The organism is Gemmatimonadota bacterium (assembly GCA_016704275.1).
Lineage (GTDB): Bacteria > Gemmatimonadota > Gemmatimonadetes > Gemmatimonadales > GWC2-71-9 > Palsa-1233.
In genome coordinates, this window is the sequence record JADJAK010000006.1 from 112,584 (window position 1) to 138,389 (window position 25,806).

26 protein-coding genes are annotated in these 25,806 nt (G+C 67.3%); all 26 read left to right on the plus strand.

All coding sequences use genetic code 11. The features are described 5' to 3' along the window. Positions 1 to 558: 558 nt before the first annotated feature. The 26 genes from IPG05_13240 to IPG05_13365 all read left to right on the plus strand — a co-directional run bounded on the left by IPG05_13240 (position 559) and on the right by IPG05_13365 (position 25,277). Positions 559 to 807, plus strand: a complete 249-nt coding sequence (locus tag IPG05_13240) for a hypothetical protein (protein ID MBK6496042.1) — start codon at positions 559 to 561, stop codon at positions 805 to 807. Positions 808 to 871: 64 nt separating this feature from the next. After that, positions 872 to 2,281, plus strand: a complete 1,410-nt coding sequence (locus IPG05_13245) for a sulfatase-like hydrolase/transferase (GenBank protein ID MBK6496043.1) — start codon at positions 872 to 874, stop codon at positions 2,279 to 2,281. Continuing rightward, positions 2,278 to 3,186 carry an ABC transporter permease gene (locus tag IPG05_13250; protein MBK6496044.1) on the plus strand — a complete coding sequence of 303 codons (909 nt, stop codon included), beginning with the start codon at positions 2,278 to 2,280 and terminating at the stop codon, positions 3,184 to 3,186. The genes IPG05_13245 and IPG05_13250 overlap by 4 nt, the downstream gene beginning before the upstream one ends. Before the next feature lie 373 nt (positions 3,187 to 3,559). Beyond that, positions 3,560 to 4,834 carry a hypothetical protein gene (locus IPG05_13255; GenBank protein ID MBK6496045.1) on the plus strand — a complete coding sequence of 425 codons (1,275 nt, stop codon included), beginning with the start codon at positions 3,560 to 3,562 and terminating at the stop codon, positions 4,832 to 4,834. A 42-nt stretch (positions 4,835 to 4,876) separates the two neighbouring features. After that, entirely contained in the window at positions 4,877 to 5,323 is a 447-nt protein-coding gene (locus IPG05_13260) for a hypothetical protein (protein ID MBK6496046.1), read from the plus strand. A 120-nt stretch (positions 5,324 to 5,443) separates the two neighbouring features. Beyond that, positions 5,444 to 5,677: a GlsB/YeaQ/YmgE family stress response membrane protein gene (locus IPG05_13265; GenBank protein MBK6496047.1), complete on the plus strand. Its 234-nt coding sequence runs from the start codon at positions 5,444 to 5,446 to the stop codon at positions 5,675 to 5,677. 25 nt (positions 5,678 to 5,702) lie between these two features. Further along, complete coding sequence (locus IPG05_13270) at positions 5,703 to 6,032, plus strand: heavy metal-binding domain-containing protein (protein ID MBK6496048.1); 330 nt, start codon at positions 5,703 to 5,705, stop codon at positions 6,030 to 6,032. Between the two features lie 165 nt (positions 6,033 to 6,197). Further along, a complete protein-coding gene (locus tag IPG05_13275; protein MBK6496049.1) occupies positions 6,198 to 6,740 on the plus strand; it encodes a DUF4126 domain-containing protein in 543 nt (180 codons plus the stop codon). A 193-nt stretch (positions 6,741 to 6,933) separates the two neighbouring features. Next, positions 6,934 to 7,761, plus strand: a complete 828-nt coding sequence (locus tag IPG05_13280) for a hypothetical protein (protein MBK6496050.1) — start codon at positions 6,934 to 6,936, stop codon at positions 7,759 to 7,761. After that, a complete protein-coding gene (locus tag IPG05_13285; protein MBK6496051.1) occupies positions 7,758 to 8,297 on the plus strand; it encodes a hypothetical protein in 540 nt (179 codons plus the stop codon). Before IPG05_13280 ends, IPG05_13285 begins: the two co-directional genes overlap by 4 nt. Continuing rightward, a complete protein-coding gene (locus IPG05_13290) occupies positions 8,297 to 8,683 on the plus strand; it encodes a hypothetical protein (protein ID MBK6496052.1) in 387 nt (128 codons plus the stop codon). The genes IPG05_13285 and IPG05_13290 overlap by 1 nt, the downstream gene beginning before the upstream one ends. 70 nt (positions 8,684 to 8,753) lie before the next feature. Continuing rightward, positions 8,754 to 9,302: a TetR/AcrR family transcriptional regulator gene (locus tag IPG05_13295; protein MBK6496053.1), complete on the plus strand. Its 549-nt coding sequence runs from the start codon at positions 8,754 to 8,756 to the stop codon at positions 9,300 to 9,302. Between the two features lie 160 nt (positions 9,303 to 9,462). After that, on the plus strand, positions 9,463 to 10,545 hold the full coding sequence (locus tag IPG05_13300; protein ID MBK6496054.1) for an efflux RND transporter periplasmic adaptor subunit: 1,083 nt from the start codon (positions 9,463 to 9,465) through the stop codon (positions 10,543 to 10,545). Between the two features lie 68 nt (positions 10,546 to 10,613). Further along, positions 10,614 to 13,718: a multidrug efflux RND transporter permease subunit gene (locus IPG05_13305; GenBank protein MBK6496055.1), complete on the plus strand. Its 3,105-nt coding sequence runs from the start codon at positions 10,614 to 10,616 to the stop codon at positions 13,716 to 13,718. Then, positions 13,715 to 15,142, plus strand: coding sequence for an efflux transporter outer membrane subunit (locus tag IPG05_13310; protein ID MBK6496056.1), 1,428 nt, complete (start codon positions 13,715 to 13,717; stop codon positions 15,140 to 15,142). Before IPG05_13305 ends, IPG05_13310 begins: the two co-directional genes overlap by 4 nt. Before the next feature lie 241 nt (positions 15,143 to 15,383). Next, positions 15,384 to 15,884 (plus strand): histidine phosphatase family protein, encoded by a 501-nt coding sequence (locus IPG05_13315; GenBank protein ID MBK6496057.1) that lies wholly within the window; start codon positions 15,384 to 15,386, stop codon positions 15,882 to 15,884. A 150-nt stretch (positions 15,885 to 16,034) separates the two neighbouring features. Beyond that, complete coding sequence (locus tag IPG05_13320; protein MBK6496058.1) at positions 16,035 to 16,802, plus strand: alpha/beta hydrolase; 768 nt, start codon at positions 16,035 to 16,037, stop codon at positions 16,800 to 16,802. A 70-nt stretch (positions 16,803 to 16,872) separates the two neighbouring features. Next, positions 16,873 to 17,217, plus strand: a complete 345-nt coding sequence (locus IPG05_13325) for a hypothetical protein (GenBank protein MBK6496059.1) — start codon at positions 16,873 to 16,875, stop codon at positions 17,215 to 17,217. A gap of 60 nt (positions 17,218 to 17,277) precedes the next feature. After that, positions 17,278 to 17,751: a hypothetical protein gene (locus IPG05_13330; protein ID MBK6496060.1), complete on the plus strand. Its 474-nt coding sequence runs from the start codon at positions 17,278 to 17,280 to the stop codon at positions 17,749 to 17,751. 240 nt (positions 17,752 to 17,991) lie between these two features. Continuing rightward, positions 17,992 to 18,543: a gluconate 2-dehydrogenase subunit 3 family protein gene (locus IPG05_13335; GenBank protein ID MBK6496061.1), complete on the plus strand. Its 552-nt coding sequence runs from the start codon at positions 17,992 to 17,994 to the stop codon at positions 18,541 to 18,543. After that, positions 18,543 to 20,240: a GMC family oxidoreductase gene (locus IPG05_13340; protein ID MBK6496062.1), complete on the plus strand. Its 1,698-nt coding sequence runs from the start codon at positions 18,543 to 18,545 to the stop codon at positions 20,238 to 20,240. The genes IPG05_13335 and IPG05_13340 overlap by 1 nt, the downstream gene beginning before the upstream one ends. After that, positions 20,240 to 21,076, plus strand: coding sequence for a sugar phosphate isomerase/epimerase (locus tag IPG05_13345; protein ID MBK6496063.1), 837 nt, complete (start codon positions 20,240 to 20,242; stop codon positions 21,074 to 21,076). The genes IPG05_13340 and IPG05_13345 overlap by 1 nt, the downstream gene beginning before the upstream one ends. Positions 21,077 to 21,105: 29 nt before the next feature. Next, the gene (locus IPG05_13350; protein ID MBK6496064.1) at positions 21,106 to 22,767 is read left to right on the plus strand and encodes a GMC family oxidoreductase; all 1,662 of its coding nucleotides are present in this window, start codon (positions 21,106 to 21,108) and stop codon (positions 22,765 to 22,767) included. Next, positions 22,768 to 23,583: a sugar phosphate isomerase/epimerase gene (locus IPG05_13355; GenBank protein ID MBK6496065.1), complete on the plus strand. Its 816-nt coding sequence runs from the start codon at positions 22,768 to 22,770 to the stop codon at positions 23,581 to 23,583. Between the two features lie 276 nt (positions 23,584 to 23,859). Further along, positions 23,860 to 24,738: a TIM barrel protein gene (locus tag IPG05_13360; GenBank protein ID MBK6496066.1), complete on the plus strand. Its 879-nt coding sequence runs from the start codon at positions 23,860 to 23,862 to the stop codon at positions 24,736 to 24,738. 188 nt (positions 24,739 to 24,926) lie between these two features. After that, on the plus strand, positions 24,927 to 25,277 hold the full coding sequence (locus IPG05_13365) for a hypothetical protein (GenBank protein MBK6496067.1): 351 nt from the start codon (positions 24,927 to 24,929) through the stop codon (positions 25,275 to 25,277). Positions 25,278 to 25,806 lie beyond the last annotated feature (529 nt).

The window sequence follows — 25,806 nt, forward strand, 5'->3', positions numbered from 1 at the left end:
TCGTGCCCGGCAGGAGGGGTCGTGCGCAGCAGGGCCTTTCGAGCGACATCGCTGCGGCGGTTCACGGTCGTCGGGCAATTGTCTGGCGATCGATGCCATGCTGTGGCACCGAGGGAATCAGGATCTCGGCCGAGCCCGCGCGGATCCCAATCCCAAGGTGCAGTGGCGATCGGCTCGCCTGGAACCAATGGCTCCGACAGGCTGGTGATCCTTGGTTGATTCGGTGGCCGGGCCGGACCATCGTCGCGGCAATCGGGGAATGCCACCTACTCCAATATGGCGTATCCGGTCATCGCCGTGGCGTGGGGAGCGGAGTTCCTGATCTCGCCGTGGACGACGCTGGTAGCTGCGGCGGATGGCGGCCGACGGCGCGCTGCAGGCCCGAGATCGTCGCGGTTCCGCGCCGAGGACCGACGAGGAGGGATCAAAGCGGAGGCGGATGAGCAGTTGCCCGGATCGCGGAGAGGCGCGCGAGCGCCCGGATGGAAGGTCCCGGCACAGATACCACGACGAGCGTCTTCCGGCGTGCGAGATGCCCCCGGGCGGGGATTCGCTACCGTGATCGGCAAGGCACTGATCGGTGCCGACGGCGTCGCGTGGATCAAGGATGGTGGCTACCGGCAAGCGGACGCGCGATGGGGGTGGACGGCGCTCCGTCGCGACGGCACCATCCTCGGCCGCCTCGTCGGCACCGGGAAGGATCCGGTCGTCGCGTTCGGTGCCAACCGCGTGATGCTCAAGAGCGAGGACGAGGATGGCTTCGTGACGCTTCGGGTGCATACGCTGACAGTGCTCGATGATCGATGATCGATGATCGATGATCGATGATCGATCCGCATCCCAACGACTTACGACCTATGACCTACGACCTATGACCTTCGCCACCAGACTCCGAATCGTCCCGATGCTCTTCCTCGCCGGCTGCGCGGGGACTGGCTCCCGCAGCGGCGCCGGCGTGGAGCCGCCCAACATCGTGGTCATCCTCGCGGACGACCTCGGCATCGGCGAGCTCGGCGCGTGGGGGCAGCAGGAGATCGCGACGCCGAACATCGACCGGCTGGCGCGCGAGGGGATACGCTTCACCGAGTTCCGCTCGAGTGCCGGCGTCTGCGGCCCGGCGCGCTGTTCGTTGATGACGGGGCATCACAACGGCACCTGCCGTCTCGATGACAACGACAACGACTATCTCCGTCCCGAGGATGTGACGCTCGCCGAGCGGCTGCGGAGCGCCGGGTACGCGACAGGGCTGTTCGGGAAGTGGGGGCTCTCGTGGGATGCGCGCCCCGAGTCGTGGCCGCAGGCGCAGGGCTTCGACGTCTTCTTCGGCTATCGCGACCAGGTGCACGCGCACAACTTCTATCCCGAGTACTTGATTGACGGGACCGATTCGCTGCGCACCGGCAACGTGGTGCCGAAGCCGACCAAGATGGGAGCGGGTCAGGCGACGGTGAAGCGCGCCTACGCGCCGGACCTGATGCGCGACCGCGCCTTTGCGTTCGTGCGCGCCAACGCCGGCCGCCGCTTCTTCTTGTATTGGGCCACCAACCTCCCGCACATCCACAACGAGATCGCGCGGAGCTCCCCCGATGGCGGCTACGAAACGCCGACGCTCGGCGCCTATGCCGACAAGCCGTGGCCGCTCCCCAAGAAGAGCTACGCGGCGCAGGTGAGCCGGCTCGATCAGGACGTCGGGGCAATCCGCGCGCTGCTCGACTCGCTCGGCCTCACCCGGAAGACGCTGATCGTCTTCCTCTCCGACAACGGTGCGACGTTCCTGAAGATCGCCAACGACGGCCAGAGCGACATCCCCGGTCGCTGGTTCAACGGCACCATGGGGTACCGCGGCTTCAAGGGCGACCTCTACGACGGCGGGCTGCGCGTCCCCGGGATCTTTACCTGGCCCGGCGTCGTGAAGCCGAGGGGCAACTACGCCGGCCGAGTCGACTTCACCGACCTGCACGCCACGCTGACGCAGGTCGCGGGGATGTCGGCGCCGAGCGACATCGACGGCCGCTCCTTCGCACCGATCCTCACCGGACGCGGCGGCTTCTCGTTGCGGCCGTATCAGGTGTGGTACTCGCCGGACCGCAACCAGAGCGCGGTGCTTCGCGGTGACTGGAAGGCGGTCTGGATGCGGGACACGATGCGCGTCTTCAACCTCGCGCAGGATCCCGGCGAGCAGCGCGACCTGCGCGCCGCGCAGCCGGCGATCAGTGCGGATCTCGACTCGATCCGCCGCGTCGAGGATCGGCGCCTGAAGCATCCGGTGAAGCCGAAGTGATCGAACTCGCGCTGGTCAGTGGCTTCGCGGCGGCGACGGTGCGCGTCGCCACGCCGCTGGCGCTGGCCGCGCTCGGCGAGACGGTGAGCGAACGCGGCGGCGTGCTCAACCTCGGCATCGAGGGTGCGATGCTCGCGGGGGCACTCGGCGCGGCGGTGGGCGCGGTCTCGTTCGGTGCGGCGGGTGGCGTCGCGGCGGGTGTGCTCGCCGGTGTCGCGACGTCGGCGATTGTCGCCGCGGTGGCGATTGGCGCGCGCGCCGACCAGATCATCACCGGCACCGCGGTGACGCTCGGCATGACGGGACTCACCGGGTTGATCGCGCGGATCGCCTTCGGCAATGCAGGGGCCGGACTCACGGTGCCGACGATGGCGGCAATGCCGATCCCCGGCCTCAGCGACATTCCATTGATCGGTCCCGCGTTCTTCAGTCAGTCGCTGCTCAGCTACGCCGTCTATCTGTTGGTGCCTGCAGTTGCGTGGCTGCTCTTCCGCACGCGCTTCGGGCTGGAGTTGCGTGCGGCGGGGGAATCGCCGAGTGCGGCGCAGGCGATGGGGGTACGGGTGGGGCGGGTGCGGACCATCGGCACGTTGATCGGTGGTGCCTTCGCCGGGCTGGCGGGCGCCTCGCTTGTGCTGGCCCAGGTCGGCACCTTCGCCGAGAAGATGACGGCGGGGCGCGGCTTCATCGCGATCGCCATCGTGGTGCTCGGCCGCTGGCATCCGCTGGGTGCGGCGTTGGCCGCATTGCTCTTTGGCGCGGCGACCGCGCTGCAGTTCACCTTCCAGGCGAGCGGGAGTGCGGTGCCGTATCAACTCTTCCTGGCGCTGCCCTATCTGTTGGCGTTGGCGGTGCTGGCGGTGGCGGTGGGGCGGAGGAAGGGGCCGGCGGGGTTGGGGCGGTAGGGCGAGAAGCGAGAAGCGAGAAGCGTGACGAGATGATGGATGATCGATGATGGATGATCGATGTAAGCGGGCCCGGCGCTGGGGGGCCGGACGAGCGGGTTCCGTGTCGTCGAGCCCTCACCTCCGCCGGACGTGCCGATTGCGGCGCCCCCGACATGCGGTATAGGGGGCGCCGCGGCGAAGACGCTTGGAACATAGCGAGACCGGAGCCCCAGGTCGGGCCCGCCGCGCATCGGGGCCACCGCACGCCGGCTGCGCCGGCGCCGGCTATGCCGTCGCTTCGCTCAGGATGACACCATCGGGGTGTGGCCGCCTGAGTTACGTTTCGAGCTGTCTCTGAACGGATCGTTTCCCGTCTGCAGTCGAGGTTGTCATGCGCAGGTCCCTGCTCCTCCCGCTCATCCTCCTCGCCGCGTGCGGCGGTGACAAGGCCGCCTCCGGATCCGGTGGTGGCGTCGTCGAGGCGAAGGTCCGCGATTCGTCCGGCATCAGCATCCGGGAGTATCCCAAGTCGTCCTGGGATGCCGCCAAGCAGTTCGCGCTCTCGGCCAAGCCGCTGATGGCGGTTGGTGGCGAGGAGGGTGACACCACCATCGATCTCTCCGCCGGGATCATGGGCGCGTCGTCCGCGTCGGTCGGGCGGCTGCTGCCCGACGGCCGCATCGTGGTGGTGGCTGGTCAGCCGCCGCAGATGATGGTCATCGACACCAACGGCAAGAAGAGCGGCATCATCGGGCGCGCCGGCGAAGGGCCGGGCGAATACCGCCTGGTCACCCAGATGCTGCAGCTCGGGAGCGACACGCTGCTCGCGTTCGACATGATGCGGCGCAAGGGCATCCTCTTCGGACTCGACGGCTCGTCGCGCGGCGAGCGCGACTTCCCGACCGTCGGCTCGCTACCGATCGCGCCGACGATCCTTGGTGTGCTCAACGACGGCACCACCATCCATCGCGGCGATGGCCTCAGTCCGAAGCCCGAGGCCGGCGGCGATCCGAACAGCTATCAGCTGCCGCTGCCGATCGTCGCCCTCATTCCGGGTGGGGCGCGGTACGATACCCTCTTCATGGTGAAGGGGATCGAGATGTACTCCTCGACGATCAGCGCCGGGGGCCAGACAGCCGCGATCCCGCGCCAGATCGGCTTCGGCAAGGTGCCGCAGCTCGCGGTGGGCCCCGAGGCGATCTGGTTCACGCCGTCGGACAAGTTCGAGATTCATCGTCGCAGCACCGGCGGCGCGCTGCTGGATGTGATTCGCCTCGACCTGCCGACGCGTGAGGTCACCGACGCCGACAAGGCCGAGTTCAAGCGGGTGCTGACGGAAGCCCTCGGGCGCGTGCGCTCGATGGCGCCGGCCGAGATCATCGACGGCGAGATCAAGAAGCTGGACGAGACGAAGTTCGCGAAGCACTTTCCAGCGGTGGGCCAGATGCAGGTCGATCCGACGGGCGCACTCTGGGCGAACATCGGGAGTTCACCCCTCGACAGCACCACCACCTGGGCCATCTTCGATCCGACGGGCGCACTCCAGGGCCGCGTCACGCTGCCGAAGGGCGGCCTCTTCGCCGTGGGCACGGATCGCCTGGTGATCCGCCGCGAGGACCCGGCAACCGGCCTGGTGCGTCTCGAGGTCTGGGGCTTCACGCGGTAAGAGGGGCAAGTCCGACAACCCGCACGACAGGAGCAATCCGCGATGGCCAGCAGCAGCGAAGGGATTTCGTGGGGTGGCATTGGTGTTCGCTTCGTGATGGCGTTGGTGCTGGTCTATGCGACGTGGAACCCGACGGGAACGTCGTTCACCCACTGGGTTTTCCTGCCGATCTTCGGCGACGCGGCGGCCGGCGCCGCCAGTGACCAGGCTCCACTGAAGTTCCTCGTCGGGATGGTGCTCGTCGCCGGCTGGGTCCTCTACCTGCAGGCGACGCGGCGCTCCCTCGGCGCCGCCGGCGCCCTCCTCGTCGCGGCGATCGGCGGCGGGGTGGTGTGGCTCCTGGCGTCGTGGAAGGTCCTGTCGATGCAGGGGCAGGCCGTTGCCCACGTCGTGCTGGTCGTGCTGTCGATGATCCTCGCCATGGGGATGAGCTGGTCGCACCTCTCGCGCCGGATGACCGGCCAACTGGACACCGACGCGGTCGAATAGCGTTTCGCCGGAGCAACATCCCCGGGGTGACTGGTTCAGGCTGAAACCGCCCCACCCCGATTTCCGTCTGGAACCGCGTTCCCCTCAATCCGCCGGCTTGTTCGGCAAGGAGTTTCCCCCATGCTGTACACCATCATCATCGGCTTCCTCGCAGGCCTCGTCGCCAAGATGCTCTACCCGGGCAAGCAGGGCGGCGGGATCATCGTCACCATCCTGCTCGGTATCGCTGGTTCGTGGGTCGGCTCCTTCCTCTCCGGCATGCTCGGGATGGGACGCAGTGTCGGCTTCGTCGGCTCGGTGATCGGCGCGATGATCGTCCTCTGGTTGTACAACAAGCTCAACAAGTCCGCCTGACCTGAACCTTCGGAGCTTTTCGACGATGCTTGTCACCACGACTGATGCAGTTGCTGGCCATTCGACCGTGCGCGTGCTGGGGCTCGTCTCGGGTGAGGCGATCCTCGGCGCCAACATCTTCAAGGACTTCTTCGCCGGCTTCCGCGACATCGTCGGCGGCCGAGCCGCCGGCTACGAAGAGGAACTGCGCAAGGCGAAGGAGATCGCCATCCACGAGATGTGCGAGTTCGCCGCAGAACTCGGCGGCAACGCCGTGGTCGGCGCCGACCTCGACTTCGAGAGCATCCAGATGGGCACTGGCGGTGGGATGCTGATGGTCTCGGCGTCGGGGACGGCGGTGGTGATCGAAGAGTGAGTCGTTAGTCGTTAGTCATTAGTCGTTAGAGGTGTGGGGTATCGTGAAGTGATGTCATCCCGAGCGCAGCGAGGGACCTGCCGGTCGTGAATGAGCAGAACGTTGTGCATTCGCCACCACGCTTCACGGCGGGGAATCAGGCTGCACCCTAACGACTAACGACTAATGACTCAGTCCCTCCTCCCCATCCTCCTCGGCCTCGCGCTCGCCGCCGCCTGCGGCTTTCGCGTCTTCGCCCCGCTGTTGATCGCCGGTGCCGCCGCCCACACCGGTCACCTCACCCTCGCCTCCGACTTTGCCTGGCTCGGCACCACGCCGGCGTTGATCGCGCTCGGTACCGCCGCCGTGCTCGAGATCGCCGCCTACTTCGTCCCGTGGCTCGATCATGCGCTCGATCTGCTGGCGACGCCGACCGCCGTCGTCGCCGGGATCCTCGCCGCCGTCGCGGTGATGGTCGACCTCCCTCCCCCGCTGCGCTGGGGAATCGGCGTGCTCGGTGGCGGCGCCGTGGCCGGCGTGGTGCAGGGTTCCACGGTGCTGCTCCGGGCCAAGTCGACCGCACTCACCGGTGGGCTCGGAAACCCGGTCGTTGCCGCCGGCGAAACCGGAGGAGCCGTCGGCATCGCGCTGCTGGCGATCCTTGTGCCGGCCGTCGTGGTGGCTGCCGTGGTCGGGGTCGTGGGGTGGAGGATGTTCAGGCGCGCCTGACGATCCGGGCGACGCATGCGTGCTCCTGGCGCGCAGGGTCGTGATGGGTGCGGGATCAGGGCGACACATGCGTGCTCCTGGCGCGCAGGGTCGTGATGGGTGCAGGATCGGGGCGACGCATGCGTCGCCCTTACTCACGGGGAGATCGGCCCAAGGGTAGATTTTGGGCATCCCCTCTTCCGGAGTTTCGTCGGTGGCCCGATTCGGCATGATTGGCGGTGGCGTGTTGGCGGTGCTCGTGGCACTGCTGGTCGTCTTCACCGGTTGCACCAAGGTCGACCAGACGGACTATTGCATCGAGACCCGCTTCGGCAAGGTGGTCACCGACCACATGAACACCGGGATGGCGATGACCGTCTTCAGCGAGGCCACCTGCTTCCCGCTGACCGACGTCAACTTTCCGTCTCAGGGGAGCACCGAGGAGATCGAGGCACAGACCGCGGACCCGGTCACCGTGACGGGCGACGTCGGCGTGGTGTATGCCTACGACCCCGCCTCCGTGAATGGCGTCTTCATCGCGAAGCGGACACCGGCCGCCGCCGAGATCGAGATCCTCAACGCCATCCGCGAAGGCTATCGGACCGCACTGGCGGGCTGGACGGTCGCCGACATCTTCTCGAATCGCCGCTCCGAACTCTCCGATTCCGTGCGGGCCCACATCCAGCGCAAGCTCGGCACCCTGGCGATGATCAAGCGCGCCTACGTGCGCGACATCAAGATCCCGAAGACGATCGAGGACGCGCGGATCGGTGCCGTTGCGCAGGCCCAGGTGCTCGACTCCACCCTGAAGCGCTTCGCGATCGATTCGGTCGCCGCGCGCGCCACGGTGATTCGCGCGCAGGCGCAGGCCGAGGCGACCCGCTTGCAGGCGCAGGCCTACGCGAGCAACCCGGCGTTGTTGGAGTTGGAGCGCTCGAAGGCGCTCGCCGAGGGGATCGCCCGCGCCTGCTCGGGTCCGCAGATCACCACCTGCGTGATCGGCGGCACCGTGCTCGACGCGGCGCCGACCCGGCGGCCGTGAGCGATCTGCCGGAACGTGCACCTCATCCTGACCCCTGGGCGGTGGTGGAACACCACGCTCGGGTCGCCGCGGCGCGGGGCACCGAAGCGGTGCTCTCGCCCGGCCAACGGCTCGCGCTCTATGCGACGACCGCGCCGGAGTTGATCGGGGCGCGCCGCATGGAGCGCAGCGAGTTCGGCATGCTCGGCCGATTCGCGCGGAACGGCGAGTGGTGGACCGCCGCGATCCCCGGGAGCGGAGATCGGCTGGCGTGGAATGAGCAGGGCGATGTCGTCGTCTCGAATCGCACGGACGCCGCGATCCGCCAGGCGGTCATCGGTGGCTTCGGGGCGCTGCTGGCGTTCACGGTCCTCGGCCGAATCGCCGGGCCGCGGGCGATCATCCCCGCGCTCATTGTCGGGGCCGGCGTGGCGGTGATCGCGGCGCGTGTCGCCACGCGCTGGACCCTCCTCGGCGATGGCCGCAATCACCCGCTGGCGGAGCGGACGCTGCAGCAGTTCCTGCAACGGTACGAGGAGGGTGTGGCCCGGGAGTGATGCTCCGCTATCTCTGGCCCTCCCCGCTCTCCCTCGTCGGCATGCTGATCGCCACCGCCTGCCGAGCGCCTCTCCGCCGCCGCGACCACACCCTCGAGGCCTGCGGGGGGCTGCTCCCGCGTTTCCTCCCCCGGATCGGCTTCGGCATGCGCCCCGCCGCCATCACCCTCGGCCACGTGATCCTGGCCGTCGACCAGCCGACCCTCGACCAGTGGCGCGACCATGAACGCGTCCATGTGGCCCAGGCCGAACGCTGGGGGCCGCTCTTTCCGGTGGCCTATGCGGCGGCCTCCGCGGTGGCGTGGGGTCGAGGGAAGGACCCATATCGTGATAATTTCTTTGAGCTGGAAGCACAACAAGTATCTGTAAATCGTTTACAGGTATAGCTTTGCTTGCCTGTTGACAATTGATGATCCGCTCAATTAGCTTGTCCCCCCTATGCCACCGGTCCTCCCTTTGGCTGCCCCTCGTTGGCAGCGCCGTCCCGCCGACCGCCGCCAGGAGATTCTGGCGGCGGCGATGCTGGTCTTCGGCGAGGAGGGTTACGCCAAGGCGACCCTCGCCCAGGTGGCCCGGAAGGCCGGGATCTCTGCGGCGACGGTCTCGCACTACTTCGGCTCCAAGGCGGCACTCTTCGAGGCGATGGTCAGCGAGGAGGCGATGGTCATCAGCGACGATGATCCGCTCCTCCTGGTCGGACCAGACGGCTTCCGGGGGCTCCTGCACCAACTGGTCGACGAAAAGCTTGAGAGGCTGAACCGTCCCGACATGGCGCGGCTGACGCTGACCGTCCTCCGCGAGATGCACACCTTCCCGGCTTTCCGCCCAGCAACTCTTCCGGCAGTTGTCGCAGCGCCACCGCCGTCGGGTCGAGGCGGTGTTGAATGCGGGCGTGATGGCGGGCGAGTTCGATGTCGCGGATGTGCGCGTGACTGCGCAACTCTTAGGATCGCTCCTCCTCGGGGCGATGATGGACCTGCACTTCGTCGCGGAGTGCACCAATGAATCCGCGTGTCGCGTGGGGGCGGCGAACGCCATCCACGCGGCGGTGGACCGGCTCGTGGGACCGGCAGCTCCTACCTCAGTAGCGTAACCCTCACAGCAAGTCGGGGCACCGATGCAGCAGATGGAATCCGGGCGGCAGCGCCGCATGCAGATTGGAATGTTGAGCGTTTTGGTCGCACTTGGGGCGTGCAGCAAGCCGCCGGTGCAACAAGCGCCGCCACCGCAGGATGTTGGCATCGAGGTCGTCGGGGTCGGCACCGTCGCCGAGCCGTACGAGTTCGTCGGCACGGTGCAGCCGTATCGTCGCGTCGAGGTGCGCTCGTCGGCGTCGGGGATCATCACGGCGCGCCCGTTCACCGAGGGCGCCGAAGTCCGTCCGGGTCAGGTCCTCTACGAGATTGACCGCACGGTCTATCTCGCGGCCGAGCGCGGTGCTGATGCGCGATTCAAGAACGCCGAGAAGCAGGTGGCGCGGTTGACGCCGTTGGTCGCCGAGCGCGCCGTCGCGCGTCGGGACCTCGACAACGCCGAGACCGAGCTGCTCCAGGCCAAGGCCGAGTACGATCGGGCGCGCAAGAATCTCGACGACGCCACGGTGCGCGCCGAGATCGGTGGCCGGGTCGGCAAGGCGTTGATCGAGCTGGGCGGTCGGGTGGCCGGTGCCGGCGACCTGCTCACGACGATCGACCAGGTGGTGCCGGTCTACGTCTCGTTCCGTCCGTCCTCGCAGCAGGTGATGGCGTGGCGCGGGACGGCGCAGGGCGCGGCATTGCTGAAGCCGGGCTCGAAGCTGAAGATCTCGGTCACGCTGCCTGATGGTTCGGTCCTCGGCCGGACCGGCGTGCTCGACTACATCGACCCGGTGCTCGAGCAGAGCACGGGGACGCAGGAATACCGCGCCAAGTTCACCAACGACGATCGCGCGCTCCTTCCGGGGCAGTTCGTCCGCGTGCGGCTCGACGGCTTCACGCAGGACAGCGCGCTCACCGTGCCGCAGCGCGCGGTGCAGCAGCAGATGGGTCGTCGGGTGGTCTACATCGTCGGTCCCGGTGACACGGTGCAGGTGCGCGAGGTCGTGGTCGGGCCGTGGACGGGTGATCGGTGGGTGATCACCAGCGGCCTCACCATCGGTGACCGCGTGGTTGTCGACGGCCTGCAGAAGACCGGACCGGGTGCGGTCGTGAAGCCGACCATCGTCGGTGCGGTCGACACGACGAAGGCCCCGGCGGGCGCGCCCAAGTGAGCCACGCCACCCCCACGAGCGACGGGGCTGAACCCGAGCTGAAGTACTACTTCGTGCGGCGGCCGGTGATGGCGGCCGTCATCTCGATCGTGATCACGCTGCTGGGGCTCTTCGCCTTGCAGCGGCTGCCGATCAACCGTTACCCGCAGATCACGCCGCCGGCCGTGAGCGTGACGGCCGTCTACCCCGGCGCGACCGCCGAGGACGTGGCGCTCGCCGTGGCCGCGCCGATCGAGCAGCAGTTGTCGGGCCTCCCCGGGCTGCTCTACTACCAGTCGGCCAATTCGTCCGACGGCGTGATGAACCTGACGGTCTACTTCGACATCTCGCGGCAGCAGGACCTCGCGGCCGTCGACGTGCAGAACGCCGTCAAGCTGGCCGAGCCGCAGTTGCCGGAAGAGGTGCGCCGGAATGGTGTCGTGGTGTCGAAGTCGCAGAGCGACCTCCTCTTCGCGACGGCACTCTACTCCGACGACGGCAAGTTCGACGCGGCGTACCTGACGAACTATGCCAAGCTGAACATCGAGGACGAGATCAAGCGGATCCCGGGCGTCGGCAGTGCCCGCGTCTTCGGACAGCTCGAGTTCTCGATGACGATCTCGGTCGATCCGGATCGTCTGGCGCAGCTCGGACTCACCATCGGCGATGTCTCGCGCGCGGTGCGCGAGCAGAGCACCACGAATCCGGCCGGCCGACTGGGCCGTGAGCCGGCGCCGACCGGGACGCAGTTCACCATCCCCGTGACGGCGCAGGGCCGCCTCACGACGCCGGAGGAATTCGGCGACGTGATCCTCCGCGCCGACCACAACGGCTCGCTGGTCCGCGTCAAGGACGTCGCCACGGTGGCGCTCTCCTCGCGCAACTATGACCAGGTCGCGCGGCTGGACGGCAAGCCGACGACGTTCATCCTGGTCAACCTCCGCAACGGCGCCAACGCGCTCGATGTCCGCGAGCTCTTCGAGACGCGGATGAACGAGCTGCAGAAGTCGTTCCCGCCGGGCGTGAAGTGGACGATGCCGTACGACACCACGCCGTTCATCCAGGAGTCGATCGTCGAGGTCGTGAAGACCCTCGCCGAGGCGATGCTGCTGGTGACGCTGGTGGTGTTCCTCTTCCTGCAGAGCTGGCGCGCGACGCTGATCCCGGTGCTGGCGGTGCCGGTCTCGGTCATCGGCACCTTCGTCGGCCTGCTGATGCTCGGCTTCTCGGTCAACGTGCTGACGCTCTTCGGCCTGGTGCTGGCGATCGGCATCGTCGTCGACGACGCGATCGTCGTGATCGAGAACGTCGAACGGATCATGGCCGAGGAGAAGGTCTCGGCCAGGGTGGCGGCCGACAAGGCGATGGGCCAGGTCGGCGGCGCGCTGGTGGCGATCGTCCTGGTGCTCTGCGCCGTCTTCATCCCCGTGGCCTTCCTGGGCGGCATCACCGGCGAGATGTACAAGCAGTTCGCGGTGACGATCGTCCTCTCGGTGGTGCTCTCGGGCATCGTCGCGCTGACGCTGACGCCGGCGCTCTGCGCCATGCTGCTCAAGGAAGCGGTCGGCAGCCACGACGAGGACGGCCCGCGCTTCTTCGCCTGGTTCAACCGCAGCTTCGCCAAGGCGACGTCGCGCTACACCAACGCGGTGAGCGGGATCATCACCCGGCCGCGCACCACGCTGGCGGTGTTCGCCGTGCTGGTGGTGCTGATCGGCGTCCTCTACCGCCACGTCCCGAAGGCGTTCATCCCGCCCGAGGACAAGGGTTTCTTCGCGATCGGCGTGCAGCTGCCCGACGGTGCGTCGAAGCAGCGCACCGAGGAAGTGGTCGCCAAGATCGAGGAGTTCCTGCTCAAGGACCCGGGCATCCGGCACGCCTCGGCGCTGGTCGGCCTCGACGCGCTCTCGTTCGCGGCGCAGACCAACTCGGCGATCATCTTCGTGAACCTGAAGCCGTGGGACGAGCGGACAACGCCCGACCTGGGCATCGACGCGATCGTCGGTCGCGCCAACGGCCAGCTCTGGGCCATCCGCGAGGCGCTGGCCTTCGCCTTCAACTTCCCGGAAATTCCCGGCCTCGGCACCACCTCAGGGCTCGAGCTGAACCTGCAGGCGCGGGCGGGGCAGTCGTTCCCGCAGTTCGCCGCGTCGGTCCAGGAGTTCATCGGCGACGCCAACAAGCTGCCGGTCCTCGGCGGCGTGCAGAGCTCGTTCCGGGCCGACGTGCCGCAGTTGCGGGTGACGGTCGATCGCGAGGCCGCGAAGGCCCGTGGCATCCTCCTGACCGACGTCTTCCAGACGATGCAGGCGTCCTTGTCGACGCTCTATATCAATGACTTCAACCTCTACGGCCGCACCTACCGCGTGCAGGCCGAGGCGCAGGCGCCGTTCCGCCAGCGGCCGGAGGACATCGGCCGGCTGCAGGTGCGCGCCGACGATGGCGACATGGTGCCGCTCTCGTCGCTGATCCGCACCTCGTTCGAGGGCGGCCCGAGCATCCTGCGCCGCTTCAACGGCCTCACGGCCGCCCTGATCACCGCGGTGCCGGCACCCGGGCGCAGTTCGGGCGAGATGCTCGACGGCGTCGACAAGCTGATCGCCGACAAGTACGCGGCTCAGGGGATCAGTGGCGCCTACGGTGGCCAGTCGTTCCAGGAGCGGACCTCCAAGGGCGACAGCGGCATGGTCTTCATTCTGGGCCTGGTGCTGGTCTTCCTGGTGCTGGCGGCACAGTACGAAAGCTGGGCGATTCCGTTCGCCGTCATCCTCGGCATTCCCTTCGGCATCTTCGGCGCCTTCCTCGGCGTCTGGCTGCGCGGCATGCCCAGTGACGTCTACTTCCAGGTCGGGCTTGTGACGGTGGTTGGGTTGGCCGCCAAGAACGCCATCCTGATCGTCGAGTTCGCGACGGCGCTCCGCAACCGCGGGATGTCGATTCGTGACGCAGCGACCGAGGCGGCGCGCGAGCGGTTCCGCCCGATCTTGATGACCTCGTTCGCCTTCATCCTCGGCGTACTGCCGCTGGCGATTGCCCAGGGTGCCGGTGCGGCATCGCGTCGGTCGCTCGGCACCGGCGTCTTTTTCGGGATGCTCACGGCGACGACGGTCGGTGTCTTCTTCATTCCGCTCTTCTTCGGCCTGATTCGCCGGGTGAGCGAACGCGGCACCAAGTCCGCGCAGGAGGTTGCGTGACCACGACCATGCTTCGGGTGGCGGCGCTTCTCGCCGTCACCGCCGGGGCCGCCTCGGCCCAGCAGCCGGCGACGATGCTGCAGGCTGGCGGTGCCTCGGCGTCGTCGCGCGCCTTCTTCGATTCCCTGGCCGCCAAGCGCGGCTCGGCGACGGACACGCCGATGCTGCTACCGACACAGAGCGGCAACGCCCTCGCGTGGCTCGACCTCCTGCAGGATTCGGCGCTGGTGGCGCTGGTCCGCGAAGCGGTGCGCAACAGCCCCGACATCCAGCTGGCGCAGGCACGCATTCGGGAATTCCGCGCCGAGGCCGGCGTGACCGGTGCGGCGCGCTATCCGCAGCTCACCGCGAATGGCAGTGCGGCCAAGCAGCAGACGGTGTTCGGGACGTTTGGTACGCAATCGTTCGATGCCTTCCGGGCCACCGCCGATCTCACCTGGGAGCTCGACTTCTGGGGCCGGCTCCGCAACAACGCGCGCGGCGCCTCGTTCGACGCCGCCGCCAAGGTGGAAGAGGAGCGGGCGACGTTGCTCACCTTGGTGAGTGATGTGGCCACGGCGTATCTCGAGCTGCGCGAGATCGATCAGGAGCTTGCCATCGCCGAGCGGACGCTGACGTCGCGCCGCGCGACGATGGCGCTGGCCGAGCGGCGGTTGGCCGAGGGCGTCATCTCGGAGTTGGACGTGCGACAGTTCGAGGCGGAAGTTGCCGCCCCGGCGGCGCGCGTGGCGCAGTTCACCCGCGACCGGGCGCGGAAAGAGCATCTGCTCTCGCTGTTGATCGGCCAGGTGCCTGGGCCGATTGCGCGGGGCCGGCCGCTCAGCGAGGTGGCGCGTGCGGTGACGGTGCCTGACGCGATCTCGTCGGAATTGATTGCACAGCGGCCCGACATTCTCCGGGCGCAGCTCGAGGTCAACGCTGCCGAGGCGAAGGCCGGCGCGGCGCGGGCGGCACGGCTGCCCCGATTCCTTCTCACCGGGCAGTACGGGACCCAGGGCGCCGAGCCGAGCGAGATGTTCAAGAGCTCGACCGAGGTGTACACCATTCAGGGCGGCATTTCGATCCCGCTCTTCACCGGTGGGCGGGTCACCAACGAGCGCGCGGCGGCATTGGCGCGAAGTGAGCAGGCGACGATCCGCTTCCAGAAGACGGTGCTGACCGCGCAACGCGAAGTGAGCGATGCCCTGGTCGGCGTGCGGACGTCACGGGATCAGGTCCTCGCGCAGGAAGTGCAGGCGCGGGCGCTGCGCCGGGCGCAGGAACTGGCCGAGAAGCGGTACGACGCCGGGATCGCCTCGTACCTCGAGGTGCTGGACGCGCAGCGCGGGCTGTTCAATGCGGAACTGGCATTGAGCGCCGCGGAGCGGGAGTACCTGGTGAGTGCGGTGACGTTGTACAAGGCGTTGGGGGGGAGCTGGAAATAGTCGGTAGCGGAGTCATAGGTCGTAAGTCGTAGGTCGTAGGTCTCGCGGGACTGTCATCCTGAGCGGAGCGGCAGCACCGCTGCCGCGTAGTCGAAGGACCTCTATCCGAGCGCACCGGAAAGAGGTCCCTTCGCTTTGCTCAGGGCAGGTCCTTCGACTACGCGGCAGCGGTGCTGCCGCTTCGCTCAGGATGACAGCCCTAACGACTAACGACCAACGGCTCACGACTGTACCTTCCAGCATGCTCTCCCTCCTCCTCTCCCTGTTCCTCGCCCCGCCCGCCGACACCCTCCGTCCGACGACCATCGTCGTCGTGCGTCATGCGGAGAAGTCGGCGGAGCCGGCCAACGATCCTGCCCTCAGTCCCGCCGGTGTGGCGCGCGCCGCGGCGCTCGACAGCGCCCTGGCCGATGCCAAGGTGACGGCGATCATCGTCACCCCCTACCGGCGGAACGCCGAGACGGCGGTGCCGGTGGCGAAGCGATTCGGCTTGACCCCCTTCGTCATGCCGATCGCCCCGCAGCTCGGTATCAAGGGCCACGCCCTTGCGGTGGCCGCCAAGGCGCGCGAGCTCGGCGGGACCGTCCTGGTGGTCGGGCACAGCAATACGGTCGGCGCCGTGGTCGAAGCGCTCGGCGGCCCCAAGGTGGGCGACCTCCCCGACAGCGAGTACACGCAGATGTGGACGGTGGTGGTGGGGGATGATGGGGTGCGGGTGGTGCGGAGCAGGTTTGGGGGGTAATTAAGTCGTAGGTCGTAAGTCGTAGGTCGTAAGTCGCGTCGAGTGAAGGTTGTCATCCTGAGCGAAGCATCCCAATGACAGCCTTACAGGACCTAAGACCTACGACTTACGACCCACCAATCCCGGACTCCCAAGACTTACATTCAGGGCATGCGCCGCCTCTCCGGCCCCGCCGGCACCCTCGCCGTCGAAGAACACGGCCAAGGTCCACTCCCGGTTCTCCTCGTCCATGGCATGGCGGGGGAGGCCGGGTTTTGGTCGTCGACGATCCGGGCGCTCGGGCCCACCCACCGGCTGATCGTACCGGAGCTGCGGGGCCATGGTCGGTCGACGCAGCCAGCGAACGGTGACTACTCGATCGAGGGGTGTGCCGAAGACCTCGGCGCGGTGATCGAGGGGCTGGGGTTGGAGCGGGTGGTACTGGTCGGCCACTCCTATGGGGCGAGCGTGGCGATGGCCGCGGCGGCGCAGATGCCAGGGCGGGTCGCCGGGATGGTCTTGCTCGATCCGGCCGGCGACTTCTCGTATGTGCCGCCCGAGGCGCTGGCCGGCTTCCTGGCCGGACTCGACCACGAGGCCCACTACACCGACACCGTGGAGGGGGCCTTCGATGTGGCGCTCGAGGGGGCGTCAGCGGAAACGGAGCGGCGGGTGCGTGCTGCGATCCTGGCCGCGCCACGACCGATGATCCGGACGATGTACCATTCACTACTACGCTTCAAACCACTGGCAGCACTTGACGGGTATTCTGGATCACTACTACTAGTCACCGCCCCCGCCAACGCGGCGTCGTTCGCGCTCCATGAGTTGCGCCCCCAGGCACCGAGGAAGGCGATCGCGGCGGTGTCGCATTGGATGATGCTCGACCACCCGAAGGCGGTGGCGCAGGTGCTGACGGAGTTCCTGACCGCGGTGTAGTTCAGTTCCACTGTGACACTATCATCTTCGCGGTGCCGTAGAGCGCGGCAACCCCACCCGAGGAAGAGCCATGAACGAAGCCGAAGCGATGATCCTCCTCCTGATGGCGACCAACGTCGGGGGGCTCTTCATGTGGTACCGGGCGGTCCAGTCCCGGAAGCGGATCGAGGCACGGCTCTGGGGGCTGGCCGCCGGACAGGGGTTGCCGATCGCGGCGATGCTCGAGGGAGAGCCGACCGGCTCGATGCCGAGGATCAGCGGTGCAGAGGCATCGCGGGTCGAACGTCTTGAGCATCAGGTCGACCAGATGGCGCAGCAGATGGAGCGGATCAGCGAATCGCAGGATTTCATCTCGCGGGTGCTGACCGATCGGATCGAGCAGTTGCCGGACCCCCGGATGCGGACGCCGCATTGAGGGAACCAGGGTCGACCTGGCGGCGTTGAGGCCGCACGACCCTTTCGTTTGAGCGTACCGATGCGTCACCAACTGCTCGTCCTCGCGGTGCTTCTGGCCGCCACCCCGCTCGCGGCGCAGGTGCCCGAGCGGACTCCGGCGACCGTCCTCCCCACCATCAAGCCCGGCAGCCGCCTGCGAATCGAGGCCGGCAACGCCTTGATGACCGGCAAGCTCGACTCGCTCACCGCCGATCGCCTCGTCATCAATGGTGCGGACGGCCGCAGCTCGATCCCGATCAACACCATCAACACCGTCTGGGTCCGCCACGGCCACGGCGCCAAGGGGGCGCTAATCGGCGGGGTCATCGGCGCGGTGGTGACCACGGCGTTCTTTCACCTGATCGTCTCAGGCCTCTGTGACTCGACCGACGGTTGCCACCGCGATCATGTTCGTGCCTGGGGCTATGGCATCGCCATTGGCGGCGCGGGCGGGGCGCTGATCGGGGCGGGGGTGGGGTCGTTGGTGCAGGGGTGGGAGAAGCGGGCACCGTAGGCGAGAAGCGAGAAGCGAGGGGATGCGGGTGTCATCCTGAGCGAAGCCCGCAAAGCGGGCGAAGTCGAAGGACCTCTCAGCCCGGAAAGAGGTCCTTCGACTCTGCTCCGGCTGCGCCGTCGCTACGCTCAGGATGACACTTCCGGGGGGCCCCACGCTTCTCGCTTCTCGCTTCTCGTCCTAGCGAAACCCCCCGAATGCGCCCAAATTCCGTCATCCCCTAGCACCGGATCCCATCCCATGCTCCGTCGCGACCTTCTCCGCCTGCTGGGCGGGGTTTCTGCGCTCGCCGCGATCCCCACCGAGGACCTCTTCGCCCTCGGTGAGTCGACGCACGCCGGGCTCCGCGCCAATACCGCCGGGCTCGGCTTCTTCGACGCGCACCAACTGCAGACGGTGGCCTCGGCGGCCGATCGGATCATTCCAACGACCGAGACGCCCGGCGCCCGCGAGGCCGACTGTCATCGGTTCGCCGAGAAGATCATTGCTGACCATTACGACACCACGCGGCAGAAGCGCTTCATCACGGGGTTGGTCGATCTCGACAGCCGGAGCAGCACACTGGCGCAGAAGCTCTTTGTCGACCTCACACCCCAGCAGCAGGACTCGGTGCTTGCCGGAGTGGAGAAGGAGACGCTGGCCTCGACCACACCGGCCGCCTCCTTCTGGCGTGACCTCAAGTATCTCACCATCTACGGCTACTACACCTCGCGCATCGGGATCCAGGACGAGCTCGAGGTGAATTTCTATCCCGGCCGCTTTGACGGCTGCGCGCCGCTCGAGGCGAAGTGATGCGGCGCGAGACCTACGACGCGATCGTCATCGGCAGCGGCATCTCCGGTGGCTGGGCCGCAAAGGAGCTGAGCGAGAAGGGTCTCTCGGTCCTGGTGCTCGAGGCCGGCCGCACCCTCGACCCCGCGCGCGACTACCTGATGAACGCCCCCGCGTTCGAGATGGACTTTCGCTACCTCGGCGACATCAAGCGGCTCAACGCGCGTCAGGCGGTGCAGAAGAAGTGTTACGCCTGCGACGAGGGCGCCGCACAGTTCTTCGTCGACGACATCGACAACCCGTACACCACGCCGGAAGGGAAGCCGTTCGACTGGATCCGCGGCCGGCAACTCGGTGGCAAGTCGATCATGTGGGGCCGCCAGTGCTATCGCTGGAGCGACCTCGACTTCGAGGCGAATCTCAAGGACGGACACGGCGCCGACTGGCCGATCCGCTATCGCGACATTGCCTCGTGGTACGACTACGTCGAGGGCTACGCCGGAATCTCAGGCGAGAAGCTCGGCCTGGCGCATCTGCCCGACGGGCCGTTCCTCCCGCCGATGGAGATGTCCTGCTCGGAGATGTTCGTCCGCGACGGCATCGCGAAGAAGTACGGCAAGGCGCGCGTGCTCACGGTCGGACGCGTCGCCAACCTGAGCGCGGCGCACAACGGACGCGCGGCCTGCCACTACTGCGGCGACTGTCACCGCGGCTGCACCACGGCGGCGTACTTCAACTCGGTGCAGACGACGCTGGTCGACGCTCTCGCCACCGGCCGCTGCCGCATCCGTCCGTTCTCGGTGGTGCGCTCGCTGGCCTGGGATGACGCCAAGGGGAAGGTGACCGGCGTCCAGGTCGTCGATGGGCAGACGATGCAGGCGCTCGACTTCCAGGCGCGGATCATCTTCGTCTGCGCCTCGGCGCTCGAGTCGACCCGCATCCTGCTCAACTCGAAGAGCCGCGCCCATCCGAACGGTCTTGGCGGCAACAGCGATGTCCTGGGCCGCAACCTGATGGATCACACGATGCAGTCCGGCGCCAGCGGCAACGTTGCGGGCTTCGAAGACAAGAAGACCTTCGGGAACCGCCCCAACGGCATCTACCTCCCGCGCTTTCGCAACGTCACCGACCAACATCCCGACTTCCTCCGTGGCTACGCCTACCAGGGCGGCGGCTACCGCGCCTCCGAGGGTTGGGGCCGCGGCGTGACGACCGAGGGTTTCGGCGCCGACTTCAAGCGCGCCCTCAAGGTGCCGCAGTACGGTGGCTGGCGGATGAGCCTCGGCGGCTTCGGCGAGTGCCTGCCGAATCCGGAGAACCGGGTCACCATTGACCCGCAGGTCGTCGACAAGTGGGGCATTCCGGTGCTGCGGATCGACATGCAGTGGCGCGACAACGAGCGTGCGATCATGAAGGATGCGCAGGTGGCGGCTGCGGAGATGCTCGAGGCGGCCGGCTGCACGAACGTCAAGACGTACGACAACATGACGCCGCCGGGGCTCACCATCCACGAGATGGGGACGGCGCGGATGGGGAAGGAATCGAAGACGTCGGTGCTCAACAAGTGGAATCAGGTGTGGGAGGCGAAGAACGTATTCGTCACCGATGGTGCGGCGATGGCCTCGTCCGCGTGTCAGAATCCCTCGATCACGTACATGGCGCTGACGGCCCGTGCGGCCGACTACGCCGTTCGCGCGCTGCAGCGCAAGGAGTTGTGATGGATCGTCGCACGTTTGTCGGCGCCCTGGGTGCCGCGGGTGTTGCCTCGTTGTTGCCGTCGCGGGAGCAGCTCATGGCCGCGGAGAAGATCGACAAGATCGGCCTGCAGCTCTACACCGTCCGCGGCGAGATGAAGGCATCGGTCGAGCGGACGCTCAAGGCCGTCGCTGACATCGGCTACAAGGAAGTCGAGTTCCACGATTACTTCGGCCGCCCGCCGCGCGCGATTCGCCAACTGCTCGATCGCAACGGATTGAAGTCGCCGGCGTGCCACGTCTCGCTCGACAGCATCAAGACCGGCTTTCACCGCACGCTCGCAGACGCGGTCGAGGTCGGACACAAGTGGTTGATCGTTGCCTACCTCGGGACCAACGACCGCAACTCGGTCGACGCGATCAAGCGCACCGCCGAGGCGTTCAACAAGGCTGGCCGTGACGCGAAGGAGTACAAGATGCGCTTCGCGTATCACAACCACGACTTCGAATTCCAGGAAGTCGAGGGGAAGCGGATCTACGACATCCTGCTGGCCGAGTGCGATCCGAAGTACGTCGACTTCGAGATGGACCTCTACTGGGCCACCAAGGCGGGGGCGTCGCCGCTCGACTACTTCGCGAAGCATCCAGGGCGCTTCCCGCTGGTGCACGTGAAGGATGCGGGCCCGCCGCCCGATCGGAAGATGCTCGAGGTCGGCAAGGGGACGATCGACTGGAAGGCGATCTTCGCGCAGCAGAAGCTCGGCGGCATCAAGCACTTCCTGGTGGAGCACGACAACCCGGCCGACCCGATGCAGAGCATCGCGACGTCGTTCCGCTACCTGAAGGAGCTCCGCTTCTGACCTGGGACGCGATCGTCGTCGGCTCCGGGATGTCCGGGGGCTGGGCGGCGAAGGAACTCGCCGAGCGCGGCCTCCGCACGTTGGTGCTGGAGGCCGGTCGGATGATCACGCCCGAGCGCGACTACCTGATGGACACGCCGGCGTACGAGTTCCCCTACCGCGGTCTCGGCAACCCAAAGGAGACCGCGGAGAAGTTTGCGATTCAGCGCAGGTCGGTGGGCTTCTCGGAGGCGACGAAACAGTTCTTCGTCGATGATCGCGAGCTGCCGTACAACACGGCGCCTGGGACCGACTTCTCGTGGCTCCGCTCGCGCGTGCTCGGCGGCCGCACGCTGCTCTGGGGGCGGATGGCGTTCCGGATGAGCGACCTCGACTTCACCGCCAACCTGCGTGATGGTATCGGCATCGACTGGCCGCTCCGTCACGCCGACCTCGCGCCGTGGTACGAGTACGTGGAGCGGTTCGTCGGCGTGTCGGGTGAGGCACTCGGGTTGGACTACCTCCCCGATTCGCATTTCCTCCCGCCGATGCAGCTGACGTGCGCCGAGGAACAGGTCAAGGCAGGACTGACGAAGGCGTATGGCGGCCGCCGCATCATGACGATCGGCCGCACCGCGGTGCTCACGCAACCGATCCATGGACGCGCGGCCTGCCACTACTGCAACAGCTGCGAACGCGGCTGCTCGACCTTCTCGTACTTCAACTCGGTGCACGCCACGCTGCCCGCGGCGATGAAGACGGGGCGCTGCACCATTCGCCCCTTCTCTATTGTGCACTCGCTGGCGTACGACGACCGGACCGGGAAGGCGACCGGTGTCCGGATCATCGACGCCAACACGCACGAGGCGATCGAGTTGAAGGCGAAGGTGATCTTCCTCTGCGCCTCGACGCTGGAGTCGGCGCGGATCCTCCTCAACAGTGCCACCGCAGGGCAGCCGACCGGCCTCGGCAACGCGTCGGACCAGCTCGGCCGCAACCTGATGGACCACATCAAGGGCGCTGGTGCGTCGGGGCGCGTCGAGGGGCTCGACGACAAGACCTCCTTCGGTCGGCGCCCGACCGGTGTCTACATCCCGCGCTTCCGGAATCTCGACGCGCGCAGCCACCAGACCGACTTCATCCGCGGCTACGGCTATCAGGGCGGCGCGGGCGGGCGCGGTCCGCTCTGGTCATCGGCGGCCGGGACGCCGGGCTTCGGCGCCGACTTCAAGCGCGGCCTCAAGCACGCCATCGGTGGCTGGGGCTTCTCCATGAGCGGCTTCGCGGAGTGCCTCCCGAACCCCGAGAATCGGATGCAGATCGATCCGACACTCAAGGACGCCTGGGGCATCCCGACGCTGAAGATCTCGGCGAAGTGGGGCGAGAACGAGCTCCGGCTGCACAAGGACATGGCGGAGCAGGCAGGCGAGATGCTCGAGGCCGCCGGCGTGAAGAACGTCAGCATCAACCGCGGCACGCCGCCGCCGATGGGGCAGACCAACCACGAGATGGGTGCCGCGCGGATGGGCCGGTCGCCGAAGACGTCGGTGCTCAACGCCTGGAACCAGGTGTGGGACGCCAAGAATGTCTTCGTGACCGACGGCGCCGCGATGGTCTCCTCCAGCTGCGTGAACCCGTCGCTCACCTACATGGCGCTGACGGCGCGTGCGGCGGCGTACGCCGTGAGCCGCCTGAAGCGGAACGAGTTGTAGATGGAACGGCGCGACTTCCTCGCGGCCGCCGCGGCGATTCCGGCGTTCCGCCTCCTGCCCGCGACGAACAAGCTCGGCGACATCGGCCTCGCGACGATCACCGTCGCCAAGGGGATGACGGAGCAGCCGGCGAAGACGCTCGATGCCGTCGCCGAAATCGGCTACACCGAGATCGGGCTGAGCCAGCTGTATGGCAGCACGGCGCCGCAGATCGAGGAGATGCTCAAGCAGTCGGGGCTCCACTGTCCGGTGCTGCACCTGCCGTGGGCCGACCTGAGTGACGCCAATTTCCCGGCGGCGCTCGAACGCTGCCACGTTCTTGGCGCGCGCTATCTCTTCTGCCCGTCACTGCCTGCGCCCAAGTGGACGACGCGGGCCGGGATCACGGAGCTGGCCGAGGTCTTCAATCGGCAGGGTGCCAAGGCGCGGGATGAAGGCGTCATCCTCGGCTTCCACAATCATGCCGCCGAGTTCGCGCTGGTCGATGGCGTGCCGGGCCTTGCGCGCTTCCTCGACGAGACCGACCGCGAGCTGATGCAGCTCGAGCTCGATTGTTATTGGGTCACCAAGGCGGGGCAGGATCCGGTGGCGTGGCTGCTCCGCAACCCGGGGCGGGTCCCGGCGCTGCACATCAAGGATATGGCGATGGGTGGCGGCTTTGCGGATGTTGGCGCGGGCACGATTGATTACCGCCGGATCTTCCGCGAGCGGAAGCGTGCCGGGGTGAAGCACTTCCTGGTCGAGCATGATCAGCCCGCGGATGAATTGGCGACGGCGCGGGCATCATATCGATATCTCCGCGCGTTGCGATTTTAACGGCGGGGCTGGCATCTGAAGGGCGCAGCATGCTGCGCCCCTACAGCGATGATGCTGGCCTGCATCCCCCGATATCTCGGGATGCCGGCCGATGTAATACGATGCTCCGTGTGTACGGGCGCAGCATGCTGCGCCCGGGAGCCATCCCGACGATCACGCCGGCGCCGCGATGGGATTCCGGCCTGCATCCCCCTATATCCCGGGATGCCGGCCGATGCGATACGATGCCCCGTGTGTACGGGCGCGGCCTGCCGCGCCCTCGATATCCCTGAATGCATGGAGCCCCGCCCGATGGCCACTTCCCGCCGCACCTTCCTTGCCGCTTCGGCGGCCACGATCGCCGGCATCTCGCACGCCAATGCCATCCACGCCGCACCGTCGGCGCCGCGGGTGGGCCGCCTGAAACAGTCGGTCACCCGGTGGACGTATGGCGGGATGCCCTACGATGAGTTCTGCCAGATGCTGGTGAAGCTCGGCTTCGGCGGGGTCGATCTCGTGAACCCGGCGGATTGGGCGACGGTCAAGAAGCATGGGCTCAAGATCTCGACCTCGAACTCCACCACCCGCGGCGACTTCATCAGTCGTGGGTTGAATGACCGGGCCAATCATGCGCTGATCCTGGGTGAGCTCGAGACGGTGCTGCCGGCCGCGGCGAAGGAGGGGATCCCGAACGTGATCGCGATGTTCGGCAACGCCGGCAGCATCAGCCGCGAGGACGGGATCGCGGCGTGCGCGGAGGGGCTGGCGAAGATCGCGCCGCTGGCGGAGAAGGTCGGGGTGACGGTGATCCTCGAGATGCTCAATTCGCGGGTCGATCACCGCGGCTTCCAGGGCGACACCTCGGCGTACGGGATTGCCGTCGCCGAGAAGGTCAACTCGCCACGCGTGCGACTGCTGTACGACATTTACCACATGCAGATCAGCGAGGGCGACATCATCCGCTCGATCCGCACCAACGGGAAGTACTTCGCGCACTACCACACGGCGGGGAACCCGGGGCGGAACGAGATCGGCGACACGCAGGAGCTCTACTATCCGGCCATTGCCAAGGCGATCGCGGACACGGGCTTCCAGGGGTGGCTGGCGCACGAGTTCTCGCCGCGCGGCGACAAGGAAGTGGCGCTAACGGAGGCGCGGGACCGGTGTACGGTGTAGTACAGCCGCGCATGCCTGCCCTGAGCGTAGCGAAGGGTCAGGCCGCTTGAGTGATCGCTCCGGTCAGCAGACTGCAATGGTCTACAGGTTTCCTATGGAAAACCACACCGCCAGCTTCCGATTCCGGGGGGGGGGGGTCTATTCTCTAATTCCTGACCCTCTCATCGCCTCTCTGGAGCGCCACGACCATGACGAATGACCGTCACACCATTTCCGTTCTGGACGCTGCCGCATTGACTGCCCGCTGGCGGAAGTCGCACCCCGACGCAATGCGGGCCGCGCGCTTTGATCGTATCGCGTTCGACCGGTTGCTGAGCAGGCCGGGTGTCGCAGGGATCCGCATCTACCTCGCGATGCAGTCTGGTGGTGAATGGACGTACGTGATGGTGGCGACAGACGGGAATGGCAAGGACATCCTCGGGGACGTTGGCGACGTGACAGGGACCGCGGGGACCGGGGTCGAGGAGCAGGCCTACCCATGCCCACCCTACTGTGACTGCTCAAGCCCCCTGAACGGGGACTGCCCGCCCGACGAATGACTGTACCAATGTGGTTCACGATGCTGGCGCTCTGCTATCTGGCGATGCAGGTAGCCGGGCTCGTCGTGGGCCTTGTGCGATGGCATCATCTCGGCTTGCCGGAACGCTTTGCGGCACTCTGGTTCGGGGTCGCCGCGATTGCGGGGATTGTCGAACATGTTCTCCGAACGACGCAGCACAACAGTCAACTTGCCGCCCATTTGTGGTTTGCTCCGAGTGGCGTGCTCGCGCTCTGGATTGCGGCCGGGGTCGTCACCGGACGGCGCGCCAGGGCGCTATGGCGAGCGGCCGCGCTCGCCTACCTCGGGGTTATCGCTATGGTCCTGGCAATCACTGAGACCCCGGCGGAGTATTCTCCGTACGCTGGTGCGATTCATGGGATGGTGCTGGTCGGGGTCGGTGCACACTCAATCGTCTATCGCGCTGGGCACGCAGGCGTGTCTCTATGGCGTGACGCCTCCTTCCTGATTGGTGCCGGGCTGCTCCTCATCGGGGGGCCGACAACGTTCCTTGCACTGGTTTCACGGAC

Bases quoted from the DNA above. Each gene is read 5' to 3' on its own strand.
- IPG05_13245 (MBK6496043.1), top strand. From the start codon at position 872: ATGACCTTCGCCACCAGACTCCGAATCGTCCCGATGCTCTTCCTCGCC.
- IPG05_13255 (MBK6496045.1), top strand. From the start codon at position 3,560: ATGCGCAGGTCCCTGCTCCTCCCGCTCATCCTCCTCGCCGCGTGCGGC.
- IPG05_13260 (MBK6496046.1), top strand. From the start codon at position 4,877: ATGGCCAGCAGCAGCGAAGGGATTTCGTGGGGTGGCATTGGTGTTCGC.
- IPG05_13265 (MBK6496047.1), top strand. From the start codon at position 5,444: ATGCTGTACACCATCATCATCGGCTTCCTCGCAGGCCTCGTCGCCAAG.
- IPG05_13270 (MBK6496048.1), top strand. From the start codon at position 5,703: ATGCTTGTCACCACGACTGATGCAGTTGCTGGCCATTCGACCGTGCGC.
- IPG05_13275 (MBK6496049.1), top strand. From the start codon at position 6,198: ATGACTCAGTCCCTCCTCCCCATCCTCCTCGGCCTCGCGCTCGCCGCC.
- IPG05_13290 (MBK6496052.1), top strand. From the start codon at position 8,297: ATGCTCCGCTATCTCTGGCCCTCCCCGCTCTCCCTCGTCGGCATGCTG.
- IPG05_13305 (MBK6496055.1), top strand. From the start codon at position 10,614: ATGGCGGCCGTCATCTCGATCGTGATCACGCTGCTGGGGCTCTTCGCC.
- IPG05_13315 (MBK6496057.1), top strand. From the start codon at position 15,384: ATGCTCTCCCTCCTCCTCTCCCTGTTCCTCGCCCCGCCCGCCGACACC.
- IPG05_13320 (MBK6496058.1), top strand. From the start codon at position 16,035: ATGCGCCGCCTCTCCGGCCCCGCCGGCACCCTCGCCGTCGAAGAACAC.
- IPG05_13325 (MBK6496059.1), top strand. From the start codon at position 16,873: ATGAACGAAGCCGAAGCGATGATCCTCCTCCTGATGGCGACCAACGTC.
- IPG05_13330 (MBK6496060.1), top strand. From the start codon at position 17,278: ATGCGTCACCAACTGCTCGTCCTCGCGGTGCTTCTGGCCGCCACCCCG.
- IPG05_13335 (MBK6496061.1), top strand. From the start codon at position 17,992: ATGCTCCGTCGCGACCTTCTCCGCCTGCTGGGCGGGGTTTCTGCGCTC.
- IPG05_13340 (MBK6496062.1), top strand. From the start codon at position 18,543: ATGCGGCGCGAGACCTACGACGCGATCGTCATCGGCAGCGGCATCTCC.
- IPG05_13345 (MBK6496063.1), top strand. From the start codon at position 20,240: ATGGATCGTCGCACGTTTGTCGGCGCCCTGGGTGCCGCGGGTGTTGCC.
- IPG05_13350 (MBK6496064.1), top strand. From the start codon at position 21,106: ATGTCCGGGGGCTGGGCGGCGAAGGAACTCGCCGAGCGCGGCCTCCGC.
- IPG05_13355 (MBK6496065.1), top strand. From the start codon at position 22,768: ATGGAACGGCGCGACTTCCTCGCGGCCGCCGCGGCGATTCCGGCGTTC.
- IPG05_13360 (MBK6496066.1), top strand. From the start codon at position 23,860: ATGGAGCCCCGCCCGATGGCCACTTCCCGCCGCACCTTCCTTGCCGCT.
- IPG05_13365 (MBK6496067.1), top strand. From the start codon at position 24,927: ATGACGAATGACCGTCACACCATTTCCGTTCTGGACGCTGCCGCATTG.